Annotated in this window: 15 protein-coding genes; 4 read left to right on the top strand and 11 right to left on the bottom strand. The window is 58.5% G+C overall.

The window, feature by feature from the left end:
* Positions 1 to 4: 4 nt before the first annotated feature.
* The 6 genes from rfbA to ACZ1G7_RS12775 all read right to left on the bottom strand — a co-directional run bounded on the left by rfbA (position 5) and on the right by ACZ1G7_RS12775 (position 5,611).
* Positions 5 to 871 carry a glucose-1-phosphate thymidylyltransferase RfbA gene (gene rfbA / locus ACZ1G7_RS12750; RefSeq protein WP_472659768.1) on the bottom strand — a complete coding sequence of 289 codons (867 nt, stop codon included), beginning with the start codon at positions 869 to 871 and terminating at the stop codon, positions 5 to 7.
* Positions 868 to 1,713 (bottom strand): dTDP-4-dehydrorhamnose reductase, encoded by an 846-nt coding sequence (gene rfbD, locus ACZ1G7_RS12755; protein ID WP_472659769.1) that lies wholly within the window; start codon positions 1,711 to 1,713, stop codon positions 868 to 870. The genes rfbA and rfbD overlap by 4 nt, the downstream gene beginning before the upstream one ends.
* Before the next feature lies 1 nt (position 1,714).
* The gene (rfbB, locus tag ACZ1G7_RS12760) at positions 1,715 to 2,752 is read right to left on the bottom strand and encodes a dTDP-glucose 4,6-dehydratase (protein ID WP_472659770.1); all 1,038 of its coding nucleotides are present in this window, start codon (positions 2,750 to 2,752) and stop codon (positions 1,715 to 1,717) included.
* A 21-nt stretch (positions 2,753 to 2,773) separates the two neighbouring features.
* Positions 2,774 to 3,328 carry a dTDP-4-dehydrorhamnose 3,5-epimerase gene (gene rfbC, locus ACZ1G7_RS12765; RefSeq protein WP_472659771.1) on the bottom strand — a complete coding sequence of 185 codons (555 nt, stop codon included), beginning with the start codon at positions 3,326 to 3,328 and terminating at the stop codon, positions 2,774 to 2,776.
* A 29-nt stretch (positions 3,329 to 3,357) separates the two neighbouring features.
* A complete protein-coding gene (locus tag ACZ1G7_RS12770; protein WP_472659772.1) occupies positions 3,358 to 4,680 on the bottom strand; it encodes a UDP-glucose dehydrogenase family protein in 1,323 nt (440 codons plus the stop codon).
* 88 nt (positions 4,681 to 4,768) lie between these two features.
* Positions 4,769 to 5,611 (bottom strand): ABC transporter permease, encoded by an 843-nt coding sequence (locus tag ACZ1G7_RS12775; RefSeq protein WP_472659773.1) that lies wholly within the window; start codon positions 5,609 to 5,611, stop codon positions 4,769 to 4,771.
* Positions 5,612 to 5,766: 155 nt separating this feature from the next.
* On the opposite strand from ACZ1G7_RS12775, the gene ACZ1G7_RS12780 reads away from it, so the two are divergent.
* From ACZ1G7_RS12780 to ACZ1G7_RS12790, 3 genes are read left to right on the top strand one after another with little or no spacing between them, the layout of a single operon-like run.
* Entirely contained in the window at positions 5,767 to 6,858 is a 1,092-nt protein-coding gene (locus ACZ1G7_RS12780) for a KpsE/RkpR family capsule polysaccharide export protein (protein WP_472659774.1), read from the top strand.
* On the top strand, positions 6,855 to 7,520 hold the full coding sequence (locus ACZ1G7_RS12785) for an ABC transporter ATP-binding protein (protein WP_472659775.1): 666 nt from the start codon (positions 6,855 to 6,857) through the stop codon (positions 7,518 to 7,520). Before ACZ1G7_RS12780 ends, ACZ1G7_RS12785 begins: the two co-directional genes overlap by 4 nt.
* A complete protein-coding gene (locus ACZ1G7_RS12790) occupies positions 7,517 to 8,716 on the top strand; it encodes a glycosyltransferase (protein ID WP_472659776.1) in 1,200 nt (399 codons plus the stop codon). The genes ACZ1G7_RS12785 and ACZ1G7_RS12790 overlap by 4 nt, the downstream gene beginning before the upstream one ends.
* On the opposite strand, the gene ACZ1G7_RS12795 is transcribed toward ACZ1G7_RS12790, so the two are convergent.
* From ACZ1G7_RS12795 to ACZ1G7_RS12815, 5 genes are all read right to left on the bottom strand, one after another.
* The gene (locus ACZ1G7_RS12795) at positions 8,640 to 9,296 is read right to left on the bottom strand and encodes a PIG-L deacetylase family protein (RefSeq protein ID WP_472659777.1); all 657 of its coding nucleotides are present in this window, start codon (positions 9,294 to 9,296) and stop codon (positions 8,640 to 8,642) included. The genes ACZ1G7_RS12790 and ACZ1G7_RS12795 overlap by 77 nt on opposite strands.
* Entirely contained in the window at positions 9,293 to 10,201 is a 909-nt protein-coding gene (locus ACZ1G7_RS12800; RefSeq protein WP_472659778.1) for a DapH/DapD/GlmU-related protein, read from the bottom strand. Before ACZ1G7_RS12800 ends, ACZ1G7_RS12795 begins: the two co-directional genes overlap by 4 nt.
* A complete protein-coding gene (locus tag ACZ1G7_RS12805) occupies positions 10,198 to 11,271 on the bottom strand; it encodes a glycosyltransferase family 4 protein (RefSeq protein ID WP_472659779.1) in 1,074 nt (357 codons plus the stop codon). The genes ACZ1G7_RS12800 and ACZ1G7_RS12805 overlap by 4 nt, the downstream gene beginning before the upstream one ends.
* Complete coding sequence (locus ACZ1G7_RS12810) at positions 11,271 to 11,567, bottom strand: hypothetical protein (protein ID WP_472659780.1); 297 nt, start codon at positions 11,565 to 11,567, stop codon at positions 11,271 to 11,273. The genes ACZ1G7_RS12805 and ACZ1G7_RS12810 overlap by 1 nt, the downstream gene beginning before the upstream one ends.
* Before the next feature lie 332 nt (positions 11,568 to 11,899).
* Positions 11,900 to 12,559, bottom strand: coding sequence for a hypothetical protein (locus tag ACZ1G7_RS12815; protein ID WP_472659781.1), 660 nt, complete (start codon positions 12,557 to 12,559; stop codon positions 11,900 to 11,902).
* 142 nt (positions 12,560 to 12,701) lie between these two features.
* Here ACZ1G7_RS12815 and ACZ1G7_RS12820 point away from each other — a divergent pair, with 142 nt between their 5' ends.
* Positions 12,702 to 13,937, top strand: coding sequence for a nucleotide sugar dehydrogenase (locus tag ACZ1G7_RS12820; RefSeq protein WP_472659782.1), 1,236 nt, complete (start codon positions 12,702 to 12,704; stop codon positions 13,935 to 13,937).
* The last annotated feature ends 4 nt before the right edge of the window (positions 13,938 to 13,941 follow it).

Consider the following 13,941-nt stretch of genomic DNA (forward strand, 5'->3'; position numbering starts at 1 on the left):
CCGCCTAGAGCAACCCCAGCAAGTATTGCCCGTAGTCGGATTTTTTGAACAACTCGGCGCGGGCGCGGAGTTGGTCGGGGGTGATCCAGCCTTGCTCGAATGCGATTTCTTCGGGGGAGCCGGTTTGCAGGCCTTGGCGGGATTGGAGGGTGCGGACGAAATTTCCGGCCTCCAACAGGCTGCCATGGGTGCCGGTGTCGAGCCAGGCAAAGCCGCGGCCCATGCGTTGGACGGTGAGCGCGCCATCGGCGAGGTAGGTTTGCAGGAGCGAGGTGATTTCCAGCTCCCCGCGCTCTGACGGTTGAATGGATTTGGCGCGTTCCGGCGCGGTGCCGTCGAGGAAATAGAGGCCGGTGACGGCGTAGTTGCTGGGCGGTACCTCGGGCTTTTCGATGATGTCGGTGACGGTGCCGTTTTCGTCCATGGCGACGACGCCGTAACGCTCCGGGTCGGTGACGCGGTAGCCAAAGACGGTGCCGCCTGTGGTGGTTTCGTCAGCCGCGGCGAGCAGCTCAGGCAGGCCGTGGCCGAAGAAGATATTGTCGCCCAGAACCATCGCGCTGGGGGCGCCGGCCAGGAAATCCTCCGCCAGCAGATAGGCCTGCGCCAGACCATCGGGGCTGGGCTGGGTGATGAAGGTCAGGTCGAGCCCCCATTGGCTGCCGTCGCCCAGCAGGCGCTGGAACTGGGTCTGATCGTCGGGCGTTGTGATGACCGCGATTTCGCGGATACCCGCCAGCATCAGCACCGAGAGCGGGTAGTAGATCATCGGCTTGTCATAGACCGGCATCAGCTGCTTGGAGACCCCGATGGTGATCGGGTAGAGCCGCGTGCCGGAGCCGCCTGCGAGGATGATGCCCTTGCGTGTCATGAGGATGCTTTCAGTTGCTGCACGATTTGCGCGACGCTGTCACGCCAATCTGGCTGATTTATGGCGAAGTTAGACCCTATCTTGGCGCAATCGAGCCGCGAATTGAGTGGGCGCTGCGCGGGGGTTGGGTAGTCTTTGGTGGGGATGCCGGTGACCTGGACGGATTGACCGGCGGCCTGGAAGATGGCCTCGGCGAACTCGGCCCAGCTGGCGTTGGGCGCGCCGGAGAAATGGTAGATGCCGGTGGTGTCTTTGGTCAGGGTTTCGGCGATGGTGATGCAGGCCTGCGCGATGGCGTCGGCGGGGGTCGGGCCGCCTATTTGGTCCGCGACGATGCTGAGCGCGTCGCGATCGGCACCGAGGCGCAGCATGGTTTTCAGGAAGTTCGCGCCATGGGCGGAGAACACCCAGGAGGTACGCAGGATGGCGTGGACGCCGCCGGCGCTTGCGATGAGCTGCTCCCCTTTCAGCTTGCTGCGGCCATAGGCATTGATGGGCGCGGTGGGCTGGGTCGGGGTGTGCGGCGCGGTGCCGGTGCCGTCGAAGACGTAGTCGGTGGAAATATGGACGAAAGGGATGTTCAGCGTCGCGCAGGCCTTGGCCATGGCGCCCGGGGCCTCGGCGTTGATGATGGTGGCGAGGGCTTCTTCTTCCTCGGCCTTGTCGACAGCGGTGTAGGCGGCGGCGTTGATGACGGCGGTTGGCCGTTCGGCCATGATCAGCGCGGCGCAGCTTTCAGGGTCGGAGAGATCGGCGGTGTAACGCCCGACGCAGTTTGTTTGGGGGAAGGCCGCAAGCTCTGTCGCGACCTGGCCGGTTTTGCCGAAAACGAGGATGGTCATGTCAGGCCTTTCCGAGGCGTTCGCCGACGCCTTGGCGTGATTGCAATGCGCGCCACCAGTCTTCATTGGCCAGATACCATTCGACCGTCTGTTTTAGACCCTGTTCCAGCGTTACAGAGGGGCGCCAGCCAAGTTCTGTGCGGATGCGCTCGGGGTCGATGGCATAGCGCAGATCATGGCCGGGGCGGTCGGTGACATAAGTGATCTGTTCGGCGTAGGGTTTGTTTTTGGGGCGCAGCTCATCCAGCAGGGCGCAGATCGTGGTGACGATATCAATGTTGCGGGCTTCGTTCTCACCGCCGATATTATAGGTCCGCGCGTTATGGCCTTTTTGCAGAACGGTCAGGAGCGCGTCGGCATGATCTTCAACATAGAGCCAGTCGCGCACGTTTTCGCCCTTGCCGTAGACCGGGATATCTTCGCCCGCGAGCGCATTCAGGATCACAACCGGGATCAGCTTTTCAGGGAAATGGTAGGGCCCGTAATTGTTGGAACAGTTCGTGATCACAAAAGGCAGACCGTAAGTCTCACCCCATGCGCGAACCAAGTGGTCTGAGGACGCTTTCGAGGCGGAATAGGGACTATTTGGTGCGTAGGGTGTGTCCTCGGTGAATTGGCCTTCGGCGCCCAATGTGCCATAAACTTCATCGGTGGAGATGTGGTGAAAGCGAAAACCTTGTGGCTTCCCGCGGGTGTTCCAATAGGTCAGCGCGGCTTGCAGCAAGGTGAATGTGCCCATGATGTTGGTTTCAAGAAAGTCGCGTGGGCCGTCGATTGAACGGTCGACATGACTTTCGGCGGCGAGATGCATGACGGCGTCAGGTTGGTGGGCGTCGAACACGCGGGCCATTTCGGTGGCGTCGCAGATGTCGGATTGTTCGAAAACATACGCGTCGGAACCGGCCACCATCGAAAGGTTTTCAAGGCAGGCGGCGTAGGTCAGTTTGTCGGCATTTACGATCTGATGCCCGTCTGCGATGGCCTGACGCACAACAGCAGAACCAATGAAGCCCGCGCCCCCTGTTACCAAAATCTTCATCTCGTCATCCTTGGGTTGGCGCTAGGGAAAGGGCGATTCAAAATCGGCAAAATCAATGGCGTCGGCGTCCTTGCCGGACAGTTCCGGGGTGTTATCGCCCAGTCGCCAGTCAATGCCCAACGATGCGCTGGCATAGTGAACGGCGCCGTCGCTTTCGGGCGCGTAGAAATCGGTGCACTTATACAGAAGCTCTGAATTAGGCTCTAGCGTGGAGAATCCGTGCAGGAAGCCTTTGGGCACCAAAAGCTGTTTGCCGTTTTCCGCGCTGAGAACCACTGAGACCGATTGGCCATAGGTGGGCGAGGATTTTCGGATATCGACCGCGACATCCAGCACCGCGCCGCCGCCACAGCGCACGAGCTTATCCTGCGCATTTGGGGGCGCCTGGAAATGCAAGCCGCGTACCGTTCCGGGATTGGCGGAGAGCGAGTGATTGTCCTGCACGAAATCGAAGTCAATGCCGTGGTCACGCAGCAAGTTGCGGTTCCACGTTTCCGAGAAATAGCCGCGATCATCACCGAAGCGTTTCGGCGTTAAGATCAGAACTCCATCAAGCTTTGTCTTCTCAATCTGCATTTAACACCCGAAACTCTTTCAAAGAGACCTCATTCAATCCCAAAATCAGCGCGACCAATGGAGCAATATGCCTCGAACCCGGCGTCTTTTGCGTCTTTTGGCGCGTAGACATTACGCAGGTCGGCCATTCGCGGAGTTGCCATGGCACGTGCCATTTTGGTCAAGTCGAGCGCGCGAAATTCGTTCCATTCAGTAAGAATCACCAGCGCATCGGCGTCTTTCGCGGCTGTATAAGGGTCATCTTGCCAATCGACGCCGGGCAAAAGTGCTTCGCCTTCGTGCTGCCCCTGCGGGTCAACGACGCGCAGTTTTGCGCCACCACCGACAAGCGCCGGGACGATGGTCAACGACGGCGCGTCGCGCATGTCATCGGTGTTGGGCTTAAAGGTGACGCCCAGCACCGCGATGGTCTTGCCATTAAAAGAGCCGCCGCAAATATCGCGCAGCTTTTCTATCATGCGGGTTTTGACGCCTTCATTGACGCGCATCACGGCCTCAGTGATCTGCATAGGGGCTGCATGTTCCTGCCCGATCCGCGCGAGCGCGCTGGTATCTTTTGGGAAACATGACCCGCCATAACCGGGCCCGGCATGTAGGAATTTATTGCCGATCCGATTGTCGAGCCCCATGCCGCGCGACACGGATTTGACGTCAGCACCAGTTTTTTCGCAAAGCGCAGCGATTTCGTTGATGAAGGTGATCTTGGTCGCAAGAAAGGCGTTCGCGGCGTATTTGATCATCTCCGCGCTTTCAAGATCGGTGGTCATGATCGGGAAGTCGCGCAGGTATAGCGGGCGGTAGATGTCGGCCATGACCTTGCTTGCGCGATCCGATTCGACGCCAACGACCACGCGGTCGGGCTTCATGAAGTCTTCAATCGCGGCGCCTTCGCGCAGAAATTCTGGGTTGGAGGCGACATCAAATTCAAGCGACGGCGCGGCCTTGCTGACGACGTCTTTCACCTGCCGGTTGGTGCCGAGCGGCACGGTGGATTTGGTGACGATGACGGTGTAGCCGGTCGCGGCTTTCGCGATTTCTTCGGCGGCGGCGTAGACATAGGTAAGATCCGCATGCCCGTCGCCGCGACGCGTGGGCGTGCCAACGGCGATGAAAACCGCCTCCGCGCCATCGACGGCGGTTTTGAGGTCGGTGGTGAAGGACAGGCGGCCCGCTTCGACGTTTTTATGCATCAGCGTGTCGAGCCCGGGCTCATATATCGGGACCTCACCCTGATCGAGCAGCTCGATCTTGCGGGGGTCCTTGTCGACGCAGATCACGTCATGGCCGAAATCTGAGAAACACACCCCAGAGACCAAGCCAACATAGCCGGTTCCGATCATCGCAATCTTCATGAGCCAAATCCTTAAATAGATACGCGCTCAGGGGATGCGAATTTTGACTACAGCTGTCAACAGGTTAGGGCGGCGCGGGCGGAAACAGTCAGTTGTTTATGATAAATTTGTTGGATGTGCGCAGGTTCACCAGCCCGATCACCATCAGGGCCAGCGACAGCATGCAGACATAGAGCCAGGAGATATAGGCGCCCTCATATTCGGGGTAAAAACCCGCACGCAAGGTGCCGACGATATGGACCAGCGGGTTCCACCACAGGAGTGACTGGATCGCGGCGGGCAGCGAATCGAACAGGTAGAAGATGGCGGAAATGAAAAAGAGCGGCCGGGTGATGATGCGCCAGATGCTGCGCCAGGACGGGAAGATTTCGAACAGCGTGGCGTTCATCAGCCCAATTGACACCCCCAGCAGCAGCGCCATGCCCAAAGCGGCGGCGATATAGGGGATGCTGGCCACGATTGTGGTGCCGGAATGGACAAGCAGCCCGGTGAACAGGATCAGGCTGACGGCCACCTCCGTGATGCTGATCAGGATGAACCGACCCAGGATCACGTCGGTATAGGTGACGGAGGGGTAGAACAGCAGCGCCTTGTTCTGGCTGAGCGAGACCGAAATTTTGGATTGCGCAGCGTTGTAGATACCGAAGGGCAGGTAGCCGGTTGCATAGAAGAGCGGGAAGCTGCTGCCAAGCGGCGGCTGCTTGAACACCAGCGAGAAGGCCAGAGTGAAGATGAGGATGACGCCGATAGGCTCTAACAAGGCCCAAAGATAGCCAAGGGAGGAGCGACCGAAGCTTGTTGTCATCTCCCGCAGGAGTAGGGCCGCTACCACGCGGAGTGTTTGAAACGGAACATGGCGGCGCATCACCTTGGGCGCCGCTGGGGCGAGCGGCGGGAAGCGGGAGGATGGATTGGCGGCGGGTTGGCTCATCAGCTTTGTTATCCTTGGAAAGGATTAAGTAAGGGTTTCGCGGCACAGTGGGATTAACCAGTTTCTTGTGCCCCGCCCGGGCCGCTAGCGATAAAGGCCGCACATTCCATGCCCGACAAGGCCATTCCCCGCGCCGCGCGGCCCGAAAAGCGCGGATGCGCCGCCGACACCGGCTGCTGGTTGTGTCGTTCTTGATGATGGTTGTTGGACCTTTGGCGGGCGTTATCTGGTATCTGCATGAGCGGTCGCAGGACCAGTTTGCCTCAGAGATGTCGTTTTCGATCCGGTCGGAGGAGTTCGTGAACCCGCTGGAGTCGTTGTCTGGGCTCGGGCAATTGTCGACGGGCACGACCGCAGATGCAGAGATCGTGTATGAATTTATCGGCAGCCAGAAGATCGTGCGCAGCATCGATGCAGAGCTTGGGCTGCGCGCGCTATATGCGGGGTCTGATGACGATCCGGTGTTTACCATTTCGCCCGATGTACCGGTTGAGGAGCTGGTGCGGCATTGGCGTTGGATGGTGCAGGCCAATCTGGACAAAGGAAGCGGCCTGATCCATGTGATCAGCTTCGCTTTCGACGCTGTTTCAGCGCAAAACATCAATGAAGCGATCCTGCGGCAGTCGCAGGAACTGGTGGATACGTTGAGCTTTCGGGCACGCGAGGATGCCACTAAATACGCCGAAGCAGACCTGAATGACGCAAGCGAAAGGTTAAAGCGCGCGCGACAAAAGCTGAGCCAGTTTCGGGCGGAATCGCAGCTGATTGACCCAACGATTGACGTGCAAAGCCAGGGCGGCGTGTCTGCCGCGCTGCAACAGCAGCTGGCGGAAGCGATGATTGATCTGGACCTGTTGCAAGGAAGTACTTCGAACCGAAATGACACGCGGCTGGAACAGGCGCGGCGTCGGATTGAGGCGATCAAAACCCGGTTGGAGGGCGAGCGCGCGAGCCTGGCGTCCGAGGTGGATCGCGACATGGTGGCCATTGTTGGGAGTTATGAGGCGCTGATTGTGGAGCGCGAATTTGCGGAACAGGCCTTTCTGTCTGCGGCCGCCGCCTTTGACAGCGCGCGTGCGGATGCAAAACGGCGGACCAAGTATCTGGCGGTGCATATTGAACCGACGATTGCCGATGCACCGCTTTACCCGCGCACCATCCTGATCTCCGTCGTGGCTGGCACGCTGCTGGTGTTGATCTGGTCGGTCTTCTTGATGGTCGCCTATTCGATCCGGGACCGGCGATGATTGTGCTGAAGAACCTGACCAAATCTTTCCGGATCGGCGACGGGCGCAAATATATCGCGCGGGATGTCTCTGCCGTGTTTCCGGAACGCAAATGCGTCGCACTGCTGGGGCGCAACGGGGCCGGTAAATCGACCCTGTTAAAGATCATTGGTGGCACGATGCGCCCTGATTCCGGCGAAGTGTCGAGCACTGGCAGCATTTCGTGGCAGATCGGCTTTGCGGGCAGTTTTCACCCCGACCTGACCGGGGCGCAGAACACGCGATTCATTGCGCGCGTTTACGGGATCGATACCGGTGGTCTAGAGGATTATGTGCTCGATTTTTCGGAGCTGGGGGACAGTTTCTGGATGCCTGTGCGCACCTATAGTTCGGGCATGCGGGCGCGGCTGGCTTTTGGCGTCTCTATGGGTATTCCGTTTTCATACTACCTGATTGATGAGGTCACGTCTGTTGGTGACGCGTCTTTCAAGGATAAATGCCGTGCCGTTTTGGAGGACCGTTTGGACCGTGCCGGGTCTGTTGTGGTGTCGCATAGCGAGTCAGTTCTGAAGTCGCTGTGTTCGTCAGGTGCAGTGCTGGAGCAAGGGGTTTTGCACTATTACGACGATCTGGATGCAGCGTTGGAACATCACAGCGCGAATATGAAAGTGCCCGTCGCATGACCCCGCGCGGATTGGACGTGCTGCATGTTACGTCAGCGCATAATGTCACGGACACGCGGATTTTTGTGAAGCAGGCGCGGACGCTGGCGCAGGCGGGCTACCGCGTGGGTGTTTTGGGTCCGGGCGATGGCGTTCGGGATCGGGTCAAAGATGGCGTTCGGCTTTTGACGGAGCCGCGGCCAAAGGGACGTCTGCAGCGGTTTACGCTGTTCAAACAGACTCTATATATACGGGTTTTGGATTTCCGCCCGCTGATCGTACATCTGCATGACCCCGACCTGCTGCCTTTGATCGGCCCGTTGCGCCGTGCCGGGATCAAGGTTGTGTATGACGCACATGAGGATTTCAGCCAAGCGCCGCTGTCGCGCGACTGGCTGGGTCCGCATTGGTTGCGCCGGATTGTGGCGCGCGTGTTTGATCATGTTGAACGCTACGCTGCCGGGCGTGCGGATGCTGTCATCGTGGCGGATGTGCAGCTTCAACACCGGTTTCAGGGCGCGCATGTTTTGCGCAATTTTCTGGTCGGTGCTGAATGGGATGTTGCGGGGAAAAAACGCGATGATCCTGTGACCCGATGCATCTATGTAGGCGACATCACCCGGGCGCGCGGTGCTTTTCGGATGTTCGATGCGATGCAGGCAGCACGTGACGCCGGAATTGCGATGCGGTTGGAGCTTGTCGGGCCCATGGCGCCGGCGCTTTTCTCTGAGTTGGAAACCCATCCGGCGCGCGACCTTGTTTTTCTGCATGGCGCCCTGTCGCGGGCAGATGTGGCGCAGCGGCTTGCGGGCTGCGATGTGGCATTGTGCCTGCCGGAGCCGTTGCCGGCGTATCGGTCGTCCTTGCCGGTGAAATTACTGGAATATTTTGCGATGCGATTGCCCGTCGTGGCGACCGATACGGAGCGATTGCGGCGTGAAACGGATTTCGCGGATGGCGTTCATTTGGTGCCATGGGGCGCGCCTGCCATAGATGTGGCGGAGGCTATTCAGGCGGCGGTTGAGACGCCGGACGCGGTGCGCTTTGCGCTGCGTGAAACCGTGCTGGACGCGTATAGCTGGCAGCGGGAAGCGCCTGTTTTGTTGGCGCTGTATGATAGTATTTTGGCTAATTTAGGGTCTAAATTGGCGCATGAAGGCGAATTACCTCGAACGGTTCCGCCATTGCGTGCCCGGAGGCAAGACCGGCGGATCTGAGCATCGTTTCGATCGCACCTTTCTGAAAATAGAGCCGGTCGGCCTGGCTTTTATAGCAAGAAACGGCGCTGAGTTTCTTCGACAGATGCGGCTTATCAATCGCGATATGGGCGTTTTGAATGCTGTGGGTCAGGTTCCATGGCAGATGGTAGCCCAGCAAGGTTGTGCGTTTGAAGGCGCGTTCGGCCTCCTGCGCGAGGGTGAGGTGGTCTTGGTGGCGGTCTTGCAGTGACGGGCAGAAGACCAGATCCGGGGGATGCGCGCGGGCCTCGGCGACGAGGGTTTCCAAGACCTCCTGCCGGAATTCGGGGAAGTGGCGGACCGGGATGTCGAAAATGTCGAGCGCACCGTCACTGATCCCAAAGGCGCGGGCGGCGGCGTGCTGTTCGGACAGAAGGGTCTTCTTGTCAAAGCCTTTGGGCAGCGATTGCCAGGCGTTGCAAAAGATCAGCCATCTGATGGTGAACCCGGCCTCGACGAGCCGGGCGATGGTGCCGCCCATTCCGATCTCGCAATCATCGGTGTGGGCCGACAGAAGGAGGGCGTGTTTGGCTTTGTTAGGGCCTGTTTGTAGGATCATTCGGGGTAACGTTCCTTCAATACGCGGGCCGGGGAGCCGATCAGAATCACGTTTTCGGGGCAGGATTTGGTGACAACCGCGCCGAGCCCCACCAAGCTGCGCGCGCCGATGGTGGCCTTGTTCATGATGGATGAATTGGGGCCGATCCAGCAGCCTTCGCCGATATGGACGCTGCCGCTGACCTCTGCGCAGGCGATGACGAGGGAGCGTGCGCCGACATGCACGTTATGGGCGAGGAAAACTTGATCGTCGATCATGGCGCCGTCGCAGATGTGGGTCGGCTCTAACGTGCCGGCGGCGATGGTCGTAAGGCAGCCGATGGTGACATTGTCCTCGATCACGACGCCGCCGATATGGGGGAGCTGGAAATTGGAGCCGTCGAGATCGGTTTCTATGCCGAACCCCGCCTGCCCGATGGCGCAGCCCGCGCGGATGATGCAATGGGCGCCGACCTGCACGTCGCGTTCGAGCACGGTATTGGCGCCGATCTGGGTGTGGGCGCCGATCTTGCAAGACGGACCGATGACGGCGCCGGGACCGATGGAGGCGGCGTCAGAAATCGAGCTGGAGGGGTCAATGACGGCGCTGGCGTGAATGCTTGGCGGCGTTTCGGGCGCGAAGAACTTGGCGACCAGTTTGCCGAATGCAAGGCGCGGGTTGTCGACGGGGAACAGGGTTGAGCTGGCGTTGTCTTGCACCGCTTCCGGTTGGCAAAGAAGCAGGCCAGACGTGACGTTGAGCGCGGAATTAGGGATTTGCGGTTTCGTACAAAAAGACACTGTTCCGGCTGAAAAGCGACCTAGAGGGACTGGTTTCGCGATGGGCGTGCCGGGTGCTGCAATTGGGGTGCCATTGAATGAGGCGCTTAGATAGGTGGTGAGGCTTTCGATGGTTGGTTGGGTCATAGTTCGCTGTAAGCGTCGATGAGCTTTTGCTCCTGCGCCTCCCATGAAAACAGCTCGTTCAGTTCGGCTTGGCGGTTTGCGCCGCGGCGGTAGGTTTCGTAGTTCAACGCGACCTCCAGGAACGCGTCGGCAAGTCGGTCGGTATCGTCGGCTTGATAGCTTTGCCCCAGCCCATAATCGTGGACCAGTTTCTTCTTTTCGACCAAATCGGCGGCGACGATGGGAAGACCGGCGAGGATCGCCTCGAACAGCTTGTTGGGCATGCCAAATTCGTAGGACAGAACCAGCGGAATGCCGGGGGAGATGCTGGCATCGGCGGTTTTGATATAGTCGATGATCTGGTTCGGCGCGATGGGCGGGACGTAGTGCAGGCTGATCGCCGCGCCGTATTTCTTGTGTAGCGCGTTGATCCGGTTGACGACCGCGGGAACGGTGTTGCCGACCATCGCGAAGTGGATGCCGCCTTTATAAGTGCGTCGAAATTCAGGGTCCTCGGCGGCTTTGGACAGTCCAATGACCGATTGCTCTATGCCGCGGTTGAATGTGACGTTGCCAGTGTGGACGATCAGGAAAGCGTTCCGGGGGATCATCAATTCATCGCGCAGGTCCGTGCGGTCGCGTGTGCGCAGCCGTTCGGGGATCGGCAGTGGATCGCGGCGGGGACTGTTATAGAGCACGATAGGCCGCCGGATTTTGTAGGTTTTTTCTAGATATTCCGCGATTTTGTGGCCGACAGTGAGCACGATGTCGGCTTTTGGCAGATAGGTTTTTTCCAGCCGCACCACCTGCATTTTACGGATCCATGGCAGAGGTGGATTGCGGTGCGCCTCCAGTTCATGGCTGTCAAAAACCAGCTTGGCACCGCATTTTTGCGCGACTTTGGCGGCAACCGGCAGCGCGATGCCGTCATGGGCGTGGACGATATCGGGCTGCCATTCTGCAATTTCGTCTTGAAACACCATGCGTAGAGACATGTCGCAGAACCACGTATGAAACATCAGGCTGAGCTTTTTGAACCGCGCGTTTAGCAAGCGGCTGCCAAGCTTTGCGAGGGGTCTGATGGGGTTCATTAGGTGTCCTCCCCCTCTTGGTAGCGGTGTTTGATGCGAACCGTGTCTGACGGAAGCGGCGTACCAAAGAGCTGGTGTTTGACCAGCCCCACGAGGTTCCATTCCCGCCGGATATAGGTGACGCCGTTCAGCTCTTCGCGGATGGGCAGTTTGATGCCGGGTTTCCAAATGCAGTAAACCCGCACCTCATAGCCGCAGGAGGCAAGCGCTTCGGCTTCCTTCACGACCCGGTAATCGAGGTTGCAGATATTCGGGACGATCATCGCGACCCGCTTGTTTTTGACCTTTTGCAGCATGGCCGCGACACACACCCTTCTTGCCCCGGACGTTGCCGGAATTTGCACCAAAACACGGGCATAAGAGTGGAAGTTGGTTAATAAGCTCTTAGCGGAACTGGCGGATCAGCTTGAGCCATTTGTCATGGAGCAGTGCGAAATTGCCGGAGACTTTTGCACCGTCGGGAACATCTTGGGTGACCGTGGCACCGATGGTGACATGCGCGCCAGTGCCGATTGCGATCCCATTGGAAATGGCGGCTTGCGGCCCGATATAAGCTTTCGCGCCGATGACAACGCGCCCCGAAAGGCTGGCCTTTGCGCAAATGGTTGCGTCGGGCCCAATCTGGCAGTCATGCGAAATCGAGACCAGCAGAATCGATCAAACTGCCCGTGCTGATCCGGGTAAAGCCGCCAAAAATGGCGCGCGATATGGTGCAGCTGGATTGAATTGTGACCCGGTCGGCAATGTCGAGGCCCCCTGATTGCGGCAAAAGTTGCCCGGATCTGGTGGCGTCCCGTTCGAAACCCGGGGCGCCCAAATGCGTGTGCGGACCGATATGACAATCTGACCCAATGCGCGTGCGTGGCTCGATGACAGCGCCGGGCCCGATGGTGGTTCGGGCGCCAATGATCACGTCATGGGGCGCAATTTTTGCAGTGCCGTCGATCTGCGCGCTTGGATCGATCCGGGTTTTGAAACTGGTCCATTGCAGGTCTGGTTGTGCCACCAGGGCATGTTGAATTTGCGCCAATCCGATCAAGGGTTTGGCTGCGCTGACGACGCCAAGAGCGGGCGGAATTTCATCTACCAAATCCGGGGGCACGATCAGCGCGGTGATGCCTGTTTCAGCAAGCGCTGTTTCTAAATGTTGCGCGTTTGCGACGGGCGCAATTCGGTTTTCAAGAGGGGTCGAGAGCTTGCCCGCGAAGGCAATTTCAGCGTCACGCACCACCGTCAGGTCGCAGGATTTTAACAAGTCGGAAAGCAGGATCGTGCGGTTGGTGAACATGCAGCCAAACGGCTTTCGCGTTATTTCAATAAACTCGTTTTTAACATTTTTCGGGGAGTTATTTCAAGCGTGCCGCCTGACGATCCATGCCTGTTACTGAGTAGGACCCTGATGCAAACTGTTGGAATTTTTGGACTGGGCTATGTGGGAATTCCGCTGGCTTTGCGAGATCTCTGAAACCGGTGGATCCGTGATTGGCTTTGATATCGAGCCGGAACGGATTGAAACATTGAATGCCGGTCGCAGCCCGATCAAACATCTCGCAGATGCCGAGATTGCAGCGATGCGGCGCGACGGTTTTGAAGCGACGCTGGATTTTTCGCGCGCGCTTGAATGTGACGCGCTGATTATCTGCGTGCCGACGCCTTTGGATAGCCGCAGGCAGCCCGATTTGAGCTATGTGACGGCGACGATGGACTCGATTGCGCCCTATCTGCGCCCCGGCCAGCTTCTCAGCCTGGAAAGCACGACCTGGCCTGGTACGACCGAAGAGGTTTTGCTGCCTTACGTGATCAATTCCGGCCTGCAAGTGGGCAAGAATTTCTATCTTGTGTATTCGCCCGAGCGCGAAGACCCGGGCAACGCGAATTTCCCGACCCGCGCGATCCCGAAGATTGTTGGCGGACATACGGAGGCCTGTCTTGAAAAGGGTCAGGCTTTGTATGGGCGTTTTATCGACAAGGTGGTTCCTGTCAGCTCCACCCGCGCGGCGGAGATGGTGAAACTGCTGGAAAACATCCACCGGTCTATCAATATCGGCCTGGTCAATGAGATGAAGACGGTCACCGATGCGATGGACCTGGATATTTTTGAGATCATTGACGCGGCCAAGACCAAACCTTTCGGGTTTACCGCCTACTATCCGGGCCCAGGAATTGGCGGGCATTGCATCCCAATCGACCCGTTTTATCTGACGTGGAAAGCCCGCGAATACGGGCTTCACACGCGGTTTATTGAGCTGGCGGGGGAGGTGAATGCCTCCATGCCGCAATATGTGGTTGATAAGACCGTCCGCGCGCTCAATAAAAACGGGAAAAGCTTGAAGGACGCCAAACTGCTGGCGTTGGGTGTGGCGTATAAGCGCAATGTTGACGATATGCGCGAAAGCCCGTCGGTTTTTGTGATGGATATCTTGCAGAAATGGGGGGCGAATGTGGCCTATTCAGACCCTAATGTGCCGTCTTTCCCCAAAATGCGTGATCATAGCTTTGACTTGTCCTCCGTTGATTTGTCGCCCGATGTGATTGCCAGCTATGACGGGGTTCTTTTGCTGACGGATCATAGTGATTTTGACTATGATCTGATTGCTCAAAACGCGCAGATGATTGTCGACACGCGCGGCAAATTTCCTGATGCAACAAATGTCGTGCGGGCTTGAGCAG

The organism is Litoreibacter sp. JB4-2, assembly GCF_055693445.1.

Excerpts from the sequence above, each read along its gene's own strand:
- ACZ1G7_RS12800 (WP_472659778.1), bottom strand. The coding sequence starts at position 10,201 with ATGACCCAACCAACCATCGAAAGCCTCACCACCTATCTAAGCGCCTCA.
- rfbA (WP_472659768.1), bottom strand. The coding sequence starts at position 871 with ATGACACGCAAGGGCATCATCCTCGCAGGCGGCTCCGGCACGCGGCTC.
- ACZ1G7_RS12810 (WP_472659780.1), bottom strand. The coding sequence starts at position 11,567 with ATGCTGCAAAAGGTCAAAAACAAGCGGGTCGCGATGATCGTCCCGAAT.
- ACZ1G7_RS12790 (WP_472659776.1), top strand. The coding sequence starts at position 7,517 with ATGACCCCGCGCGGATTGGACGTGCTGCATGTTACGTCAGCGCATAAT.
- ACZ1G7_RS12780 (WP_472659774.1), top strand. The coding sequence starts at position 5,767 with ATGCGCCGCCGACACCGGCTGCTGGTTGTGTCGTTCTTGATGATGGTT.
- ACZ1G7_RS12795 (WP_472659777.1), bottom strand. The coding sequence starts at position 9,296 with ATGATCCTACAAACAGGCCCTAACAAAGCCAAACACGCCCTCCTTCTG.
- rfbC (WP_472659771.1), bottom strand. The coding sequence starts at position 3,328 with ATGCAGATTGAGAAGACAAAGCTTGATGGAGTTCTGATCTTAACGCCG.
- ACZ1G7_RS12820 (WP_472659782.1), top strand. The coding sequence starts at position 12,702 with ATGTGGGAATTCCGCTGGCTTTGCGAGATCTCTGAAACCGGTGGATCC.
- ACZ1G7_RS12770 (WP_472659772.1), bottom strand. The coding sequence starts at position 4,680 with ATGAAGATTGCGATGATCGGAACCGGCTATGTTGGCTTGGTCTCTGGG.
- ACZ1G7_RS12805 (WP_472659779.1), bottom strand. The coding sequence starts at position 11,271 with ATGAACCCCATCAGACCCCTCGCAAAGCTTGGCAGCCGCTTGCTAAAC.
- rfbD (WP_472659769.1), bottom strand. The coding sequence starts at position 1,713 with ATGACCATCCTCGTTTTCGGCAAAACCGGCCAGGTCGCGACAGAGCTT.
- ACZ1G7_RS12775 (WP_472659773.1), bottom strand. The coding sequence starts at position 5,611 with ATGAGCCAACCCGCCGCCAATCCATCCTCCCGCTTCCCGCCGCTCGCC.
- ACZ1G7_RS12785 (WP_472659775.1), top strand. The coding sequence starts at position 6,855 with ATGATTGTGCTGAAGAACCTGACCAAATCTTTCCGGATCGGCGACGGG.
- rfbB (WP_472659770.1), bottom strand. The coding sequence starts at position 2,752 with ATGAAGATTTTGGTAACAGGGGGCGCGGGCTTCATTGGTTCTGCTGTT.
- ACZ1G7_RS12815 (WP_472659781.1), bottom strand. The coding sequence starts at position 12,559 with ATGTTCACCAACCGCACGATCCTGCTTTCCGACTTGTTAAAATCCTGC.